The sequence below is a fragment of the Alteromonas sp. BMJM2 genome (assembly GCF_027257845.1).
Lineage (GTDB): Bacteria > Pseudomonadota > Gammaproteobacteria > Enterobacterales > Alteromonadaceae > Alteromonas.
Genome location: NZ_JAPVOT010000020.1, coordinates 37,535 through 54,731, shown reverse-complemented (window position 1 = coordinate 54,731; position 17,197 = coordinate 37,535). Strand labels below are relative to the sequence as shown.

The window sequence follows — 17,197 nt, the reverse complement described above, 5'->3', positions numbered from 1 at the left end:
TAAAAACAATAAATAAAAAAGAAACGGAATTTTCTGATTTTAGAATAGGATGTGCGCTGAATGAATATTGAGAGTGTAGACTTAGAAATTAAGTCTTATGGTAATGAAAAATTCGGCTTTAACTTTGACTTTAGGAGTGGACTTAACCTTTTAACAGGCGATAATTCTAGCGGTAAGTCAACGGTTCTATCATGTATTTACTACTGTCTAGGATTAGAGCAACTCATCGGTAGCAAAGGTCCTAGAACGCTATCCCCCGCAATAAGAGAAAGTTTTACCTACAAAGGGAAGATTTATAAGGTCGTTTCTTCATCCTGTACTTTAAAGATAAAAGCAAATGATGGAAATATTTACTCTTTAACTAGAGTCATTAAGACACCCGATACGACGAGTTCTTTGAATAAAGAGATTGTTATAGAAACCAACGGAGAAACTTTCGGGAAATATGTTCATGCCGTTAGAGATCATGATGAACATGGCTTTTACAGATGGTTAGCCGACGTAAACAATCTAGAAATTTTGGAAAACGAAAAAGAAGAAGGGAAAGTATCGAAGTCACTTTATATGCAAAATATATTTTCTCTTTCGTTCATCGAGCAAACAAAAGGATGGTCAGATTTTTTTTCCATGCTTCCTAGTTTTGGTATCAAGGATGTCAAACAAAAAATTGTAGAGTACTGCCTAAATTTGAATTCACTGGAGAGCAGACTCAAACTGGATGAGATATCTACTAAAAAAGAAGAATCTAAACGCATCTGGACGGAAAGTGTCAATAGGCTCAATCTTAAACTAGATCAACTCAACCTCTACATTCCGACTCTTAATAAGAAAACTGTATTAACCGAAAAAAAAGTAGTCTTGTTGGAACCATTAATTCTACTAGATGAACAAGAAACAAGCGTTCCGAAATATTTGGATAAATTGAAAGGCCAGATCAAGTCTGTTGAGGAATCTATTGATGCAAGTACTGCGTTCTTTGATGAGAATGCTAAAACTCTTCAGCAAAAAGAAAAGTTAGTAGCATCAATAAAAAGTTACGAAAAAGAGCATCGTAAAGTCTTTGAATTAATGGAAATGGAGAAGCAAAAACAAAAAGACTATAGCAAGATGCTCTCCGAAATTGATGAAGATCTAAAAGACTTCCAAGATATCAGATGGATTTCGTCAGATAGAACGTGGGATAAAGTTACGAATAGTAAATGTCCTGTTTGTGAGCAGGGGCTTGCTGAAATAAGTAAGAATAGTATTAGCGATGATAAGGTAGTCAAGACTTCTGAGTTTCTAAAATCACAAAAAGAGCTGTACCAGTCATACGTTAATGCTAGCTCAAGCGCAACAGAAAAATACAGAGCAGCTTTAGATTTCTACGCGAGCAAGATCAAGAGCAAAAGGAAAGAACTGGACTATTTCTCTAAGGATATTAGCTCTCCAACAGTGTTTGCTGTCCGTTCTGAAATGCAGCGTTTATCGGAACTAAATCATAGGCAAATTTCAGTTGAAGAGTTCAACAGTTACTTTGAAAGTGTGAAGTGCAAATTGAAAGAAATCAGCATCCAGTATTATGACTTAGTGGAGCAGGAAAAAGCTACAAAAGGACTCCTTAAAGAAGATGATACAACAATTAAATCATTTGAAAATTTGTTTATAGGCTATTTGAAGAAGTTTGGTTATCGAAGCAACGGCACAAACTCTATACATATAAGCAATAAAGGAAATTACCCCCTTATTCCCCAAATTAATTTGTTCGGTCAGGAAGCCCAGAATATCAGGTTTATATCTTCTGCAAGCGACTTTGTAAGATCTATATGGGCGTATTATATGTCTCTCCTAGTCTTGGGTAAGAGACATCCGGGATTCCTAGTTTTAGATGAACCGGGACAACACCAAATGAGGTTGGATAGCCTGATTAGTCTATTGGAGAGTGCTGCTGGTTCTGGTAAGCAGGTGTTAATGGCAATATCACAAGACAGAAAGTTTGATGATAAGAAAGTCAATATTAAGGAATTGCTAAATGACCTTGATGAGGAGGAATATCACCTACTTCACATAGAAGATAGTGACGGCTGTGTTGTTAGGAAGGGGCCATCGGCTAGCGCCAACCAAAGCTAAATTGAATCGGATGTATAATATTCCTTCTAAAGACTCTCAAGTCGATTGGAATGCCTTACCACCTGCCGTTAAATGGAAATCAGTTACTCTCTAGTTATGTAAAAAACCGGATCGTAGCTCGTACTAATTTATATGCAGGCACGATACTATGATCCAGTCATAGGGCGTTTCTACTCGAATGATCCAAAAGACGCCCTTTCGTTTTTATCTGAAGGCAAAATCCAAGGCTTTAATCGTTACGCTTACGTATTTAACAACCCATACAAGTACACTGATCCTGATGGCAAAAACCCTAGAATAGACAGAAGAATCAAACCTATAGCTAAGGCTGTTGCAGAAGCTCTTGGAGGTAAGAATGCTGCTGCAAAAGTTGAAGCTAGGTTTACTCTTATGAACCCTAGAGCTTCGGTTAAGGAAATGACTAAGGCTCTTGATACGGTTCGCTCTAAACCCACAATAAAACAGCAAGCTGAAAAATTGGTAGATGTAAACCAAGGTAAACACCGAGTAACGTTAACTTCACCGAGTCAGAAAGTAGAAATTGACTTGAAAGGAGCTTCACATGGAGGTGTGCCCACGCCCCATACGAAAACTTCTCCCAGAAACCTTAATTCACCAAAGCAACCAGCTTACAATACTAAGCAGACTGACCCTAAAGCGACAACTCAACAAGAAGTAAGAGCTGCGCGAAAGTATTTGGAGAAACAGAATGGATAAAAACTTTACTGTAGGACAGAGCAATGAATTAGTTGTAAATGATATTTTTTATGACCTTCATAATGTTTATCAGTTAAAGGATTTAACTTTTGACGGAAATGAATTGCGAATTCTTTTTGAATTAGATGGTAAAGAGCTGGAATTACCAAAGCAGTTGGTTTTGGTTTTTGATGGCGTAACATTTCTTCAATTTAGTGAAGAAATAAATCCAAAACGCTTCTGGGCGGTTGAAGAAATGGGCTATAAGAGCTTTGATGATTTTGATGACGATTGGTTAGCAACTGAACAGCAATCAGAATTCAAAGATCATCTCTTTATCAGATTAGTTGGTAACGGTTTTATAAGGGTTTACAGCAAGCACGCGAAATTGGTTGAATTGTAATTCATACTTTTGAATCCAAAGCCTCGCACTAGCGGGGCTTTGTTTTTATACTCTCAATAAGCCTAAATCCATTAACTTAGCTATACTGATAACTTACTGTATAACAGAAATTTTATTGATGAATAGTTATGGTTCGTAGTGTCGACAAATGTATATGCAGGCACGATACTATGATCCAATCATAGGTCGTTTCTACTCGAATGATCCTGTTGGTTGGACTCCTAAAAACCCTGTAATGTCGTTCAATCGCTATTTATATGTAAATAACAATCCTTATAAGTACACAGATCCGAATGGCGAGTTTCTTAATTTCGCAGTCAAGTTTTTAGCAGATGTCGCTCTAGGCGCTGCATTAAACTACGCAGAAACAGGCTCTGTAAACCTAGGAGGTGCTGTAGCAGATGCCGCAGCAGGCGCTCTAAACCCCGCTAAGACTGTTCAGAAAGCTAAGCGGCTAGCTAAGGTGATTAAGGGCGGTTGTAGTTTTACACCTGAGACTATGATTTTGACTAAAGATGGCTATAAAAGCATTATTGAAGTCAACGTGGGTGATATTGTCCTATCCAAGAATGATGAAACAGGTGAAGTTTCATGGAGGAAAGTCACTGATACATTCAAAGACTGGCATAAAGAAACCATTACATTTACAGTTGTAGATGAGAATGGCGTAGAAGAGTCGATTACTACGACAGCAGAACATCCTTTTTATGTAGATAACCAAGGTTGGTTGCCCGCTGGAGATGTATCAGAAGGTACTGTGATATCTGGCCCCAAAGCCGATAACAATATCAGTATTGTCAACATTCAGGTCAATAAAGAGCCTCAATACGCATACAACTTCACCGTTGATACAGACCACACATACTTTGTTGGCAAAACTAATATGTGGGTACATAATTCGTGCCGATTTCCCGACAGTAAACAGATGGCAAAAGAACTGGGAACAACAGAAAAAGACTTTCATAAGAACATCAAGAAAGAGATAAAAACTGACCTCAGCAAAGAAGTTAAGCAGACAGGGGCAAATAACCCTGATATCGGTGTTACGAAAGAAGGGAATATAGCATTGAAGAATGTTAAAACGAACAAGGTTGTAGAAACTGATGTACCGTTAGATAGCTATAAAAAAGAGTAGTCAATGTTTGAATATACTATTTCCTTCAAAGGAAAAAATTTTGATGCAGTGAATTGCTTTGCAACAACAAAATTACACGTTGAGAAAGTTTTCAATGCTGGTGAAACAAAACAAAAGATTGCAGGTAATTATGACTTTGGTTATTTGCGACTGTCTGGAGAAGACTTAGCGAGTATGCTGGAGGAAGTTTCTGACTTATATACTCAACATAAAGGCTACATTGATGAAGTAGAAGTGGAAGTAACATATTTTTACGGAAACCAATGTAACCTAGAGTTTTCTAAAAACGAAATCGATGCTCTAAACAAGTTGGAAGCTAATTTGTCTATAACGTGTGTTAAAGAGTAATTTGAATCCCAAGCCTCGCATCGCGGGGCTTTGTTTTTTTGCTCTCAATAAGCCCGAATCCATAAACTTGGCTATACTGGTAACTTACTGTATTACAAAATTTATTGATGATAGGTTATGATTCGTAATGTCGATAAATGTATATGCAGGCACGATACTATGAGCAATGAACCGGTTAAATACAGAACTTAATTAAGGGTATTTAAGTCACTGCTTTGAATCGAAAATGCTTTTTCTTTGTTTCAGCAAGCTAATTTCATTATGAGAGGTGACAAGGAACGTATCAAAGTCTTTGATGATTTCCGGGTGAGACATAGTAGATAGGGCATAGGTGTATCGATAATTTGGGGCTTTGCTCGAGACTGCAAAGTCATCTGTATCGTAGCCCAATTCTTTCGCGTAATGGTGCACAACGCTAAGGTTAACATCAAGTCCATCGACCATCCCCTTTGCTAGCATATGAATTAAAACCCGCATTGAGTTTTCGAATATAAACGTTGTGTTGCCAGTATTAACTCTCTCCCTCCAGTGCGAAGCGGGCACAAAGCCATACAGTGAACCAATCACCTTTAGGTTAGACATGGGAGTCGATTGATTTTTCTTTAAAACAACGGTGTCAGAGCGTAATTTAATGATCTCTTCACTGTATATTAGGTTATGAGTATTTTGATTCCAGAGTGGGTTGTCAGGAAGCCGAAAATCGATATTGTCGCGCTGATACCACTCATCAAAGCGAGTAATTGGAAGGTGTATATACTCAAATTCTATGCCACGCTGCTGTGCAAATAGCTCCATCACTTCGATTAAAAATCCGGTTTTATTACGCTCTTCTTTTTTTGTGAACATAGGGTAGTAGTCTACGTTCTCAATGCCAACACGATAGATTGGCCTTTCATCAGCAAAAGCATACGAAGTTAAAACGCCTACCAACGCAAGGCAACAAAGAAGTTTTTTTATTATATTTGTCATTAGTCCTGATAAACCATGTTTCAGCGTCATCATTAAAATTGTTATTATTATTTGGCAATATACATATTGGGATCGACGATAGCGTTCTGTCATTTTTAATTTGTGTTCTCTTGTTCTTGTTCTCGTTTTTTTACTTTTTCTTTCCACTCGTCCAGCTTCTCAAAATAGGCGTCCCACACACAGGGGCAGCAGGAGCCGCCGCCACAGCAGTCGTCTTTTAGCGGTTTTTCAGGCTCTGGTGGCAAGTTGTTTATGGTGTGCTCACTCATACATTGTTAATAATATGTTGGCTTTGGCTGATTATGTCGTGCTGTGAAAGGGAATTCAAATAAAAGGCCTCCATGTTAGGCATAGAGGCCTTGTTTATAGACTAATGAATTAGACTAGGTGCTTTGTGGCACGTGTTTATTTCACGCTCAGGCTCATGCCTCAGGTGTCGTACTGCCGTTTATTTTCGTATCGTTTGCGTTGGTTTGCTTTAGCGACGTTGCTGTGCCCGCAAGTAACTCACTGTTTCCGGTTATTAAGTCGCTTAATGTACCTTTTTCACCATCAACGAGACCCACTTCTCTTAGCATTGAATCGACTAAAGGGGCGTTGGCGCGATAGTTCAGTGCAGCTTGAGTGACTTGTTCTGCCAGCCCGCTGCCCGATGTGGCAACCGTATGACTTCCTGTACTAGATGTGCCTCCTTGACCATAGCCTTGAAGAATCTTAATACCTTCAATATTTTCAAGAGGCTTCACAGCTTGCGCAACCAATTCAGGCAGAATTTTCAGCATGGCTAATGATTTTTGTAGCTCTATTTGCTCATTTTTCAGCGTGTTCTCAGCTTCATAAAGCGCTTGCTTACCTTGCGCTTCAACCGCAAGTACTTTTTCATCTGCCTCAGCTTGAAGCATTTTGGCATCTGCCGACGCCTTTGCTTCTGTCAAAATAGCCTGAGCACTGTTTTCTGCGGCTTCTTTTTTAGCTTCTGCTTCAACAGTAATACTCACCGCTTCGCGCTCTGCTTCTTTGCGCGCATCAATAACTTCAATTTGTTTTTTCCGTTCTGCTTCAGCTACCGATCTCGCGGTCAAAACCGCTTCTTCTTTTTCTACTTTTTGTTTTTCGGCTTCTGCGGCTTTTGCACGCGCAGCAGATTCTTCTTCTGATTTGGTAGCTACCGCAATTTGCTTAATTTGCTCAGACACTTCAACTTCTTGTTGTTGACGAATTCTTGCTTGTTCAAGGGCTTGGCGCTTGGCTATTTCTTGGGTTTCAATTTCTCGAGACTTTTCAATTTCAGCGGCTTCAATCGCACGATTTTTGGCAATTTCAGCTTCACGCTCTTCACGCTCTTTCATTTCACGCTGTTTAGCAATTTCGGCTTTTTGTTCCTGACGCTTAAATGCAAGAACCTGCTCTTGGGTAAGTCGTGCTTCTTCTTCATCGCGCTTCACATCAAGAGATTGCTTTTCAGCAGCAAGGTTACGCTGCTCTATCAAAATGCGGTTTTCTTGCTGTATGTCGTTTGTTTCTTTGCGCTTTTCTTCAATTATTTTGGCCAAGCGCGCTCGGCCTTCGGCGTCAAAGGCATTATTTTCATTAAAAAACTCAAGGTCGGTCTGGTCAAAGCCAGTCAAACTTACCGACTCTAGCTCTAGTCCGTTTTTCTCTAAATCGTTCGCCACACTTTGCTGTACTTTTTGTACAAAGTCGGCTCGTTGCTCGTGCATTTCCGTCATGCTCATTTCTGCGGCAACGGCACGCAGCACATCAACAAATTTTGACTCCATCAGCTTTTTAACTTCTTCAGCACGAGTGGTTCTTGTACCTAGGGTTTGCGCTGCCATTGAGATCCCACCGGCATTAGGCGCCACTCGCAGATAGAAATCTGCTTTCACGTCTACGCGCATCCTGTCTTTCGTTATTAATGCGTCTTTTTGGGTTTTCTCTACTTCAATGCGAAGGGTGTTCATGTTCACAGGAATAATTTCGTGAACCACAGGCAGTACTAACGCGCCGCCATCTTTAATTACTTTTTCGCCGCCGAGTCCAGTTCTTACAAAGGCCGTTTCTTTAGTGGCTCTTTTGTATAGCTTGGCGAATATTAAACCTATAATAATAAGTCCAATAACAATTGCGCCGGCAACAAATATAATCGACGGCATATCAGTGGTTTGAATTGTATCCATACTTCTTCTCTTTTACGTTATTGATAGCGGGTAGCAAGCCAGCTGTGGGGATTTTTCTGAACTAATATTACCCGTTCACCTTTATCAAAAAGCTCCTCAGGTTCTAATGGCTCAACTAAAACGAAATGGGGTTGTGAAAAGCTATCAGTAAACTTGGCTTCTGCAGGGTTGCCTCTTGATGCTCGCCCAATAGTAATTTGCGCAACGGCTCCTACGAAATCGTCGCTGTGCATGGCACTTGTTTCCACACTCGGAAGGAGGTGAGCAATGATAAATACGGATTTGGACGTGATAAAAAGGCCCAAGATTACCGCGGCAGGCACCGATATAAGTTTAGGCAATGCCGTATTGAAAGTAAGTGAACTTATGCCATTTATAGTAATACCGCTTAGCCCGAAGCAGGTAAGAAAAACCACTAGCCACACAAGAAACGGCACTTTGTTTATGTTAAGCCAGCTTGCCAGCTCAGTTCCCATAAAACCATCGACATCAGTATCGCCGATTTCATCGCCAATACCGAGTAAGCTTAACCCAAATAGCATGCTTACCAGTTCCAGTACGGCTATAAAGGCTATGGCGGTTAGCGCTATGCTGAACCAAAGGTTTGAGGGGGATAAAAGAAGGTCTGTCATGTACATCATCCGTGATTGTGTTAACTTTTTATACCACAGCTTTAAATATATTCCAGTAATAAAAAGCAACAGAATGTAAACGACAACATAGTGAGTAAGCAGCGCTATGCATACTCACTCACTAGGCTAGTAGGGTATTAACGTGAGTTCGACATTGTCCTAATGGTTATGCTCTCCTTCAAGTGCACGGCCGTTCTGATCGTAGAAGCCACTTGCACCAGCTTCAATAAACCCTTGGGTGACCATTTTTGTGAGAAATGGGTCGGTATGATCATCCCCAATATCAGCATAATCAGTTGCCTGGTAATCAACCCGTTTAGCGAAAAAGTTGGTTACGTCTGCTTCATAATCTGTATTAGTTAGGGTCCAAGTGCGATGCATATTGCCTTGCTCAATATCAAAGCGCTGTATCAATCGTTGCTGTGGTAGCCAAACTAATGAGAAAGAACCTTTCGCTGTTTTAAGCGCGTAAGTGTCTTTTTGATTACAATGTTTACCTTCAGAGCTGACTAGCGTCATAGTATCGATAAACGTGTCGCTAATAAGCTGATAACGAAAAGAGAAGTCAGTCTCTTTTTTGCCGCGAATAGTTTCACCAGGTTGATATTCGATAGCGCGCTGGTGGCTATCAAAGTAACGAACCGGCTTAATCATTTTATTGCGAACCAGTGTGTAAACTTCAGTAATTTGGGTAGACGGATAATGGTGTGCCACCTTGTTGTCCATGCGCCACAACGACAACGTGCTCTCACGCACGCGGCTGTGCACATCGCCACCCATGTCGATATGTTGAGTATTTTTAATTGTATAGTCAGCTTTAACCTGTTTACCGTTTTCTTTGCACATTGCAGCAGTGTCATCGGCATTTACCGCGCGCACACTAGCTGTAAGGCTAAAAGCAGTGAGAAGAATGAGTAACTTTTTCATTTTCGCTCCAATGCTAAGAGGAAAGGCTGGCTCCTCTCGTACATGTAAATGGAAATGCAAATGGCCTTAGCTGGTAAGCTAAGGCCATGTTTTCAATTTATTTTCTATTGATTAAACATCACTTAAATATTGCCTAAAAATGACTTGGACAACACTTATTCCATCGTACTTTCTGCTTGCGACACATAGTCACCCGCGAAGTCCATTACATGGAAGATGATGCTTTGTTCATTAGTACCATTCACTAAGAATGCACCTGGGCCTTTGGCATAAATGCCAACGTCTTCGCCCGAGTGAGTTTCTGAGCCAAGTGGCACTAACGCTTCTTGGTGATAGCCCGGAGTCGTTGTATCTACGTCGGTGATATCTTTACGACCGGTGTCGGCTGCAGCTAGATAAGACGCGTCTGAGTTAGTCTCATCTCCCAAGTTTCTGTAGCCAAGACCATTGGTGTAACCCAAAGTCGTGTAAGGTGTACCGTCTGCGGCAGTTGCTGCCTCATCAGAGCCTACGTTGACTACTTTTCCAAGAATGGGGTTACCGCGTTTGGGATATCCCGCAATAGTGAACACGTGGCCGTGGTCAGCGGTAACAATGATAAGCGTGTCCTCATCATTAGTTAGCTCGTCTGCTGCAGCAACTGCTTCAGCAAATGCAATGGTATCGTTTAACGCACCGTAGGCATTTCCAGCGTGGTGAGCGTGGTCAATACGACCCGATTCAACCATTAAGAAGAAACCTTCATCGTTGTTATCGAGTACTTTAATGGCCGCACTTGTCATTTCAGCAATCGATGGTTCACCTGCAATATCATTACCGCGGTCAGCTTCATATTGCATATGCGATTCATTAAATAGTGCGAATACGCGCTCGGTAGTTTCTGTGTCTAAACCATCAAAACCTGACTGGTCATAAACGTAGACACCGTTAGTATACAGGTCTTGCCATTCTGCCGTTAAGTCGCGTCCATCTGTGCGGTCGCCTTCAGTGCTGCTTGCAGCATCAGGGCTATTAAACGCAGCGTCCCGTGGCAAGAAGTGACGACGACCGCCACCCATTACTACTTCGATACCATCAACGTCTAAACCGTCAAATTTAGATTCAAGGTTGGCCTCAAATTTGACCAACTGATCGGCAATGTCAGTACAGCCTGCCGTTACCGCTGCTTCAGGCATATCTGAAATGTCTTCCCAGTTGCGATCTGCAGATTTAGCATAAGTAGCAGCAGGTGTGGCATGGGTAATACGAGCCGTAGAAATGATACCCGTAGATTTCCCTGCAATTTCAGCAAGCTCTAGTGCAGTAACCAGCTCATTACCTGCTACCGTAGAGCAATCGCCGCGTTCAATGTCTTCATCAACGCCAATTACACCCACATCGGTCTTAATACCGCTCATCATCGCGGTCATTGTGCCCGCAGAATCTGGCGTTTGTGCATCAACGTTATAGGTTTTTGATAAACCAGAGAACGGGAACGCATCGAAGCTCAGTTGATTCTCTTCTCCCTCTAACCCTTTCATTTGGCCGTCGAGAATACGTGCTGCGGTAACGGTTGAAACACCCATGCCGTCGCCAACGAAAAGGATAACGTTTTTCGCCGTGCCGCGAAGGCTCTCAACCATAGCGTTAAGCTCTGCTTGGGAGTTAGCGGTTGCAACACTGACATTGGATGACGAAGCAGCACTACCAGAGGTTGCATTCATCCACACGCGTTTGTTGTTCTCAACTTCTGCTTGCCCATCAACAAACCAGTCGTTGTTTAAGCTAGTAAGAATTTCGCTGCTACCTACAGAGTCGACCCCTGGCACACAAACAAAGCTTGTCGATGTGATTTCAGCTTCTGCTAACGTGCCATCGCTGTCGCTGTCTAAACCAGAGTCGATGCGAACACCACTATTAGGGCAGTTTGCATCGCCCACAGCTAATTCTGTTTGTACAGTAAGGCTGTTTACGCCATTACTTCCGTCAGCACCCGCGGCGCCATCAACGCCATCCTGGCCGTCGTCGCCTTCTAAAGAACACGCAGACAAACCTGCGATAGCTACTGCAATTAAGCTTAATTTAAATACATTCATTTTCTTATCTCCACTTATTCGTTAACAAGGCCAAGGGCTTGATTAATTAAGTGGAAAACAACGTTTTGCTCTACCACGCCTTGTGCAAGTTGACTTCCAGGTCCTGTTGCATGTAATGAAATGTCTTCACCCGAATGCGTTTCAGACCCTAATGGAATGAGTGCTTCTTGGTGAAATCCTGGAGTTGTTGTGTCGATATTGGTTAAATCTACACGGCCAGCGGCATTATCTAACGCGTAGGTGGCGTCTGAATTCGTTTCATCGCCTAAGTCGCGGAAACCAAGACCATTGGTGTAGCCTAAGGTAGTGTAAGGTGTGCCGTCTGATGCAGTTGCTGGCTCCTCTGAGCCTACATTCACAACTTTGCCTAAGATAGGGTTACCACGCTTGGGGTAGCCTGCAATAGTAAATACGTGGCCGTGGTCGGCAGTAACGAGAATAAGCGTTTCTTCTGGGTTGGTATTTTCAACGGCTGTCATTACTGCTTGTTCAAAAGCAAGAGTATCGGTAAGCGCGCCTGCGGCGTTGCCAGCATGGTGGGCGTGGTCAATTCGACCAGACTCAACCATCAAGAAAAAGCCATTGTCGTTGTTATCGAGAATATTAATAGCGGCTTCTGTCATTTCTGATACTGAAGGCTCGCCTGCAATGTCGTTACCGCGGTCTGCTTCATACTGCATGTGCGATTCGTTAAACAAGCCAAATACGCGCTCTGTTGATTCGGTATCGATAGCGTCAAAGCCTGCTTGGTCGAACACATAGACACCGTTTTCATAGGTATCTTGCCATTCTGCTGTCAAGTCGCGTTCATCAGTACGATCGCCTTCTATATCGCTTTGTGCATCAGGGCTGTTAAAGGCTTCATCGCGGGGTAAGAAGTGACGACGACCGCCGCCCATTGCCACTTCAATACCGTCAATGTCTACGCCTGTGTAACGGCCTTCTACATAAGATTCGAAGTTAACAAGCTGGTCAGCGATATCTACACAACCTGCCGTTATAGCCTCTTCAGGCATATCTGAATTGTCTTCCCAGTTACGATCGGCTGATTTGGCATAGGTAGCAGCTGGCGTAGCGTGAGTAATACGAGCAGTAGAAATAATACCAGTAGATAAACCTTTAATTTCTGCAAGTTCTAGCGCGGTAATCACTTCGTTACCTGCCACAGTAGAGCAGTCGCCCCGTTCAATGTCTTCGTCAACACCAATTACGCCTACGTCTGTTTTAAGGCCTGACATCATCGCTGTCATGGTGCCAGCAGAATCTGGAGTCTGTGCATCTACGTTGTATGTTTTCACAAGCGCAGTATGGGGAAAAGATTCGAAGCTTAAGTAGCCTTCTTCACCAGGGTTGCCAGCTAATTGCCCTTTGTGAATACGAGCAGAGGTAAGGGTAGAAATACCCATACCGTCACCAACAAAAAGAATAACGTTTTTGGCTTTGAATTTATTATTCGTTGCTAGTTTCTCAGTCAATTTCGATTGCGCATCGGTGTACCAAGCGCTATTTGTTTGATGCTCTGGCAATACTGCAGCCTGTAGCCCAGCGGATACCGCCATTGCTAATGCTGTGCATGCTACTTTCCAGTTACGATTCATGATTGTTTCCTAAACGTTTTATTAAAATCGGTTGTGGGTAGACGTGTTGTAAAGCAAATAGCTATTTTCCATTGTGCCTTTGCTTTAACGCAGGCTGGAGGTTAGGCAGGATTAATGACATTTATTTGACAGATATATTGCTAAACTGTCACAACTGTCACATTACGTTAATAGAAAGTGAGCATTAAGAAAGGAAATTGAAAAATTCTATCTATTTATTAATCGTTTGCGAGAATGTGTAAAAAAGAATAATTAACAAAATTTTATTTTATGTTGTGGACTGACCAGTTTGTAAGTGTCAGATAAACTTACAGAAAGTTGTGATGTTGTAACATAACTTCAGATGGGGTGACCTTCAATACACTGCCTTGGTCGTACCAATCTCCAAGTACTATTCGCGTTGCAGATTTACCGTTTGCTTGAAGTGAGTGGATCTTAGGACGGTGCGTGTGCCCGTGGATCATTCGCTGCACACCCCATTTTTCGAGTGCATCAACCACTTCAGAGGGGGTTACATCCATTATCTCTGGCTTGAGACTTTGTTGATTTGCTTTGCTTTGGGCTCGGCCATTGCGAGCAACTCTGCGTCGATACCACAAAGGGAGGGCAAGCATGAGTCTTGGCCACCACCATCCGCGCGATTTTTTGCGAAACTTTTGGTAAGCCACATCTTTTGTGCAAAGCTCGTCGCCATGAGTGAGCAGTGTTTGAGTGCCGTACAGGTCGACAACTTCCTGTTCATTTAACAAGGTCATGCCCGCTTTGTTTAGCCAGTTGTGCCTTATCGCAAAATCACGATTGCCGTGAATAAAGTAAATAGGGCAATGCTGACTGACTTGCTTGAAAGCTTCTGCCACTGCAGTATTGAATGGGTTTACGTCATCATCGCCAATCCAGACTTCAAAGAGGTCGCCCAACACATAGAGCGCATCTGCATTAATAGCGTCTTCTTCTAAAAAGCGCATTAAACAGTCGGTAATATCAGGTCTATCGGCGCTAAGGTGAAGGTCGGCAATAAAGTAAGTGAAAGGCATAGTGTGTCTTTTTTAGATTAAACAGGCCGCACCTAAAAGATGCGGCATTCGCTTTATTTATGAAGCTGTTCTATCAATATAGCGGCTGAAATCAAAGCGGTTATTTCACCACTTATCTAACTGCTAATTGATTAGCTTATACAACAAACGCTTTTTCAATAATTACTGGCTCTACCGGTACATCTTGGTGATAACCGTTGTTGCCTGTTTTCACGGCTTTGATCTTTTCTACAACATCCATACCTTCAGTTACTTTACCGAACGCACAATATCCCCAACCGTTAGCACTTTCGCTAGTGTGGTTAAGAAAGTCGTTATTGTTAACGTTAATGAAAAACTGTGATGTAGCAGAGTGTGGGTCTTGCGTACGTGCCATAGCAACGGTACCAACTTCGTTTGCTACACCATTGTTAGCTTCGTTTTCAATAGGAGCCTTAGTGTCTTTTTGCTCCATGTCTTCTGTAAAACCGCCACCTTGAACCATAAAGTTGTTGATTACACGGTGAAAAATAGTGTTATCAAAAAAACCGTCTTGAACGTAAGAAAGAAAGTTTGCAACGGTATTAGGCGCTTTGTCTTCGAAAAGCTCTAGCGTAATATCACCATAATTTGTTTTTAACGTAACCATTGAAGATGTCCTATATATTGACTGTAAAAATGTGCGCTAATGGTAGCGCAAAAGCGTTGTTTGGGGAAATAGCGACGCATAATTAAGCGGTCACAGGATGTTATTACTCATTTAGGCCAGTTTTGGCTTTTTATGCCAGTGAAATAGGGGGTTAAAAGCCTTACCATTATTTTTATACAGTGCTAAACTTTGCGCCCAAAATTGATATACAGGAAGACTCTTTATGCTACATCTTTACAATACCCGAACCCGTGAGAAGGCTAAATTTGTGCCGCTTGAAGAAGGGAAGGTGGGTCTGTATGTATGTGGTATTACTGTATACGACCTCAGCCATATGGGGCATGCCCGTACCTATTTAAGTTTTGACGTGCTGGTGCGCTATCTCCGCCATCTTGGTCTTGACGTTAAGTATGTGCGCAACATTACCGATATTGACGATAAAATTATCGCTCGCGCAAACGAGAACAATGAAAGTTTTGAAGCATTAACCAAACGCACTATCGGCATGATGCATGAAGACTTTGCGGCAATTAACCTGCTTGAGCCGGATGTTGAGCCTACGGTGAGTGGGCACATGCCCGAAATTATCGACATCATTGAGCGTTTAGTTGAAAAAGGCTACGCCTATCAAGCACAAAGTGGCGACGTACTATTTGATGTCAGCAAATATGAAGACTACGGCAAGCTGAGTAAACAAGATCTAGACCAGCTTAAAGCCGGTGCGCGAGTAGAAGTAGCGCAAGGTAAAGACGATCCCCTCGACTTCGTATTATGGAAAACCACTAAGCCCGGCGAGCCAGCATGGTCATCACCGTGGGGCGAGGGGCGACCTGGTTGGCACATAGAATGTTCGGCAATGAACTATAAGCATCTAGGCGCCCATTTTGACATTCACGGTGGTGGTTCAGATTTAACCTTCCCTCACCATGAGAACGAAATTGCGCAATCATGCTGCGCCCATGACAGCGAGTATGTAAACGTGTGGATGCATGCCGGAATGGTGCAGGTTGATGACGAGAAAATGTCAAAATCTCTCGGTAACTTTTTTACCCTTCGCGATGTGTTAAAAGAGCATGATTCAGAAACCTTACGTTTCTTTTTAATGTCTGCTCATTACCGCAGCCAATTGAGCTATTCGCAAGATAACATTACCCAAGCCAAAGCAGCGTTGGAGCGTTTATATACAGCGCTACGTGGTGTTGAGATTGATGAAATGGCTGAGTTAACACACGGTGGTTATTTAGCGCGCTTTGAAGCTGCTATGAACGACGACCTTAATGTGCCAGAAGCGTTCTCAGTGCTATTTGATGTGGCTCGTGAAATTAATCGCAAAAAAGATGACCCTGCTGAAGCGGGTAAGTTAGCATGTGTGTTAAAACGTCTAGGCGCTATTTTGGGTATGCTGCAAAGTAACCCTGATGCCTATTTAAAAGGCGGTAACGACAACGACGATGAAGCTGTTGAAATTGAAGCACTAATCAAACAACGCAACGACGCAAGAGCCTCAAAAGACTGGGCTGCCGCCGATGCAGCGCGCGATGCGTTAACGGCAATGGGCGTAGTGCTAGAAGATGGCGCGGGTGGTACAACTTGGCGTAGAAGTTAGTATAATTACCCTTAGCCGGCATGAAGTCCAATTAACTCCTGACAAGGACCAAGCGAATTTCTACATGAAAGCCTGCTGTTTAGCAGGTTTTTTTGTTCGTTTTCTGTGAGTAAGAATAGGATTTTCCTTAAGACAGCCTTAAGTTTTGGGTGTTATACTTTAAAAAAATGCAATAAACAGAGTACCATGCGAATACTTCTTGTTGAAGATGATAGGCCTTTATCTGACGCCTTATCACACTCTCTTCGTGCAGCTAATCATGCTGTCGATTGCGTTTTTCGTGGCAAAGATGCCCTTAACGCAGTGCTTGATGATCAAACCGACTTAATTGTCTTAGATTTAGGCCTACCCGATATGGACGGGCTCGACGTGCTAAAGTCTATTCGCCAGAAAAGTAAGTCTATGCCTGTCATCATTCTAACTGCCAGAGATAAAATCACTGATAAAATATTAGGCTTAGACGCAGGGGCCGACGATTATCTGCCAAAGCCATTTGAAATGGACGAACTGCTTGCTCGGTTGAGAGTTATTGAGCGCAGGCAGGGGACAGCCGCCACGTCGCTTGTCTCTGTAGGGCGAGTGTCTCTCAATACGCAAACATTAGAACTTTCTGTTGGCGACGCCTTGGTTGCGCTTCCAAGGCGCGAGTTAATGTTGTTGAAAGCGCTGATGGAGAACGCAGGGCGTATTCAGTCTAAGCAAAAACTAGAGTCGCGTTTGTATGAATGGGGTGAAGAAGTGGCAAGTAACACCATTGAGGTTCACATTCATCACCTACGTAAAAAACTACCTGATAAGTTCATTAAAACCATTCGCGGCGTTGGCTATTCAATACCGCAGGTAGAGAACAAATAATT

The 17,197-nt window shown here is 42.4% G+C and carries 16 protein-coding genes; 7 read left to right on the top strand and 9 right to left on the bottom strand.

Annotated features, from left to right (window positions below):
- Positions 1–60: 60 nt before the first annotated feature.
- From O9X84_RS16490 to O9X84_RS16470, 5 genes are all read left to right on the top strand, one after another.
- A complete protein-coding gene (locus tag O9X84_RS16490) occupies positions 61–2,109 on the top strand; it encodes a hypothetical protein (protein WP_269520775.1) in 2,049 nt (682 codons plus the stop codon).
- A 132-nt stretch (positions 2,110–2,241) separates the two neighbouring features.
- Positions 2,242–2,826, top strand: a complete 585-nt coding sequence (locus tag O9X84_RS16485) for an RHS repeat-associated core domain-containing protein (RefSeq protein ID WP_269520774.1) — start codon at positions 2,242–2,244, stop codon at positions 2,824–2,826.
- A complete protein-coding gene (locus tag O9X84_RS16480) occupies positions 2,819–3,208 on the top strand; it encodes a hypothetical protein (protein ID WP_269520773.1) in 390 nt (129 codons plus the stop codon). The genes O9X84_RS16485 and O9X84_RS16480 overlap by 8 nt, the downstream gene beginning before the upstream one ends.
- A 148-nt stretch (positions 3,209–3,356) precedes the next feature.
- Entirely contained in the window at positions 3,357–4,343 is a 987-nt protein-coding gene (locus O9X84_RS16475) for a polymorphic toxin-type HINT domain-containing protein (protein ID WP_269520772.1), read from the top strand.
- 3 nt (positions 4,344–4,346) lie between these two features.
- Positions 4,347–4,691: a hypothetical protein gene (locus O9X84_RS16470; RefSeq protein WP_269520771.1), complete on the top strand. Its 345-nt coding sequence runs from the start codon at positions 4,347–4,349 to the stop codon at positions 4,689–4,691.
- 207 nt (positions 4,692–4,898) lie between these two features.
- On the opposite strand, the gene O9X84_RS16465 is transcribed toward O9X84_RS16470, so the two are convergent.
- The 9 genes from O9X84_RS16465 to O9X84_RS16425 all read right to left on the bottom strand — a co-directional run bounded on the left by O9X84_RS16465 (position 4,899) and on the right by O9X84_RS16425 (position 14,734).
- A complete protein-coding gene (locus O9X84_RS16465; RefSeq protein WP_269520770.1) occupies positions 4,899–5,660 on the bottom strand; it encodes a transporter substrate-binding domain-containing protein in 762 nt (253 codons plus the stop codon).
- A 95-nt stretch (positions 5,661–5,755) separates the two neighbouring features.
- The gene (locus tag O9X84_RS16460) at positions 5,756–5,929 is read right to left on the bottom strand and encodes an oxidoreductase-like domain-containing protein (protein ID WP_269520769.1); all 174 of its coding nucleotides are present in this window, start codon (positions 5,927–5,929) and stop codon (positions 5,756–5,758) included.
- 153 nt (positions 5,930–6,082) lie between these two features.
- Positions 6,083–7,840 carry a flotillin family protein gene (locus O9X84_RS16455; protein ID WP_269520768.1) on the bottom strand — a complete coding sequence of 586 codons (1,758 nt, stop codon included), beginning with the start codon at positions 7,838–7,840 and terminating at the stop codon, positions 6,083–6,085.
- Positions 7,841–7,857: 17 nt separating this feature from the next.
- Entirely contained in the window at positions 7,858–8,472 is a 615-nt protein-coding gene (locus O9X84_RS16450; protein ID WP_269520767.1) for an OB-fold-containig protein, read from the bottom strand.
- A gap of 159 nt (positions 8,473–8,631) precedes the next feature.
- Positions 8,632–9,399, bottom strand: coding sequence for a hypothetical protein (locus tag O9X84_RS16445; protein ID WP_269520766.1), 768 nt, complete (start codon positions 9,397–9,399; stop codon positions 8,632–8,634).
- Between the two features lie 155 nt (positions 9,400–9,554).
- Positions 9,555–11,474, bottom strand: coding sequence for an alkaline phosphatase (locus tag O9X84_RS16440; RefSeq protein ID WP_269520765.1), 1,920 nt, complete (start codon positions 11,472–11,474; stop codon positions 9,555–9,557).
- A gap of 14 nt (positions 11,475–11,488) precedes the next feature.
- Entirely contained in the window at positions 11,489–13,072 is a 1,584-nt protein-coding gene (locus O9X84_RS16435; RefSeq protein WP_269520764.1) for an alkaline phosphatase, read from the bottom strand.
- 308 nt (positions 13,073–13,380) lie between these two features.
- Complete coding sequence (lpxH, locus tag O9X84_RS16430; RefSeq protein ID WP_269520763.1) at positions 13,381–14,106, bottom strand: UDP-2,3-diacylglucosamine diphosphatase; 726 nt, start codon at positions 14,104–14,106, stop codon at positions 13,381–13,383.
- A gap of 136 nt (positions 14,107–14,242) precedes the next feature.
- A complete protein-coding gene (locus O9X84_RS16425; protein ID WP_032096712.1) occupies positions 14,243–14,734 on the bottom strand; it encodes a peptidylprolyl isomerase in 492 nt (163 codons plus the stop codon).
- A 223-nt stretch (positions 14,735–14,957) separates the two neighbouring features.
- On the opposite strand from O9X84_RS16425, the gene cysS reads away from it, so the two are divergent.
- Complete coding sequence (gene cysS, locus O9X84_RS16420) at positions 14,958–16,340, top strand: cysteine--tRNA ligase (RefSeq protein ID WP_269520762.1); 1,383 nt, start codon at positions 14,958–14,960, stop codon at positions 16,338–16,340.
- 186 nt (positions 16,341–16,526) lie between these two features.
- Positions 16,527–17,195, top strand: a complete 669-nt coding sequence (locus O9X84_RS16415; RefSeq protein ID WP_269520761.1) for a response regulator — start codon at positions 16,527–16,529, stop codon at positions 17,193–17,195.
- Positions 17,196–17,197: the final 2 nt, after the last annotated feature.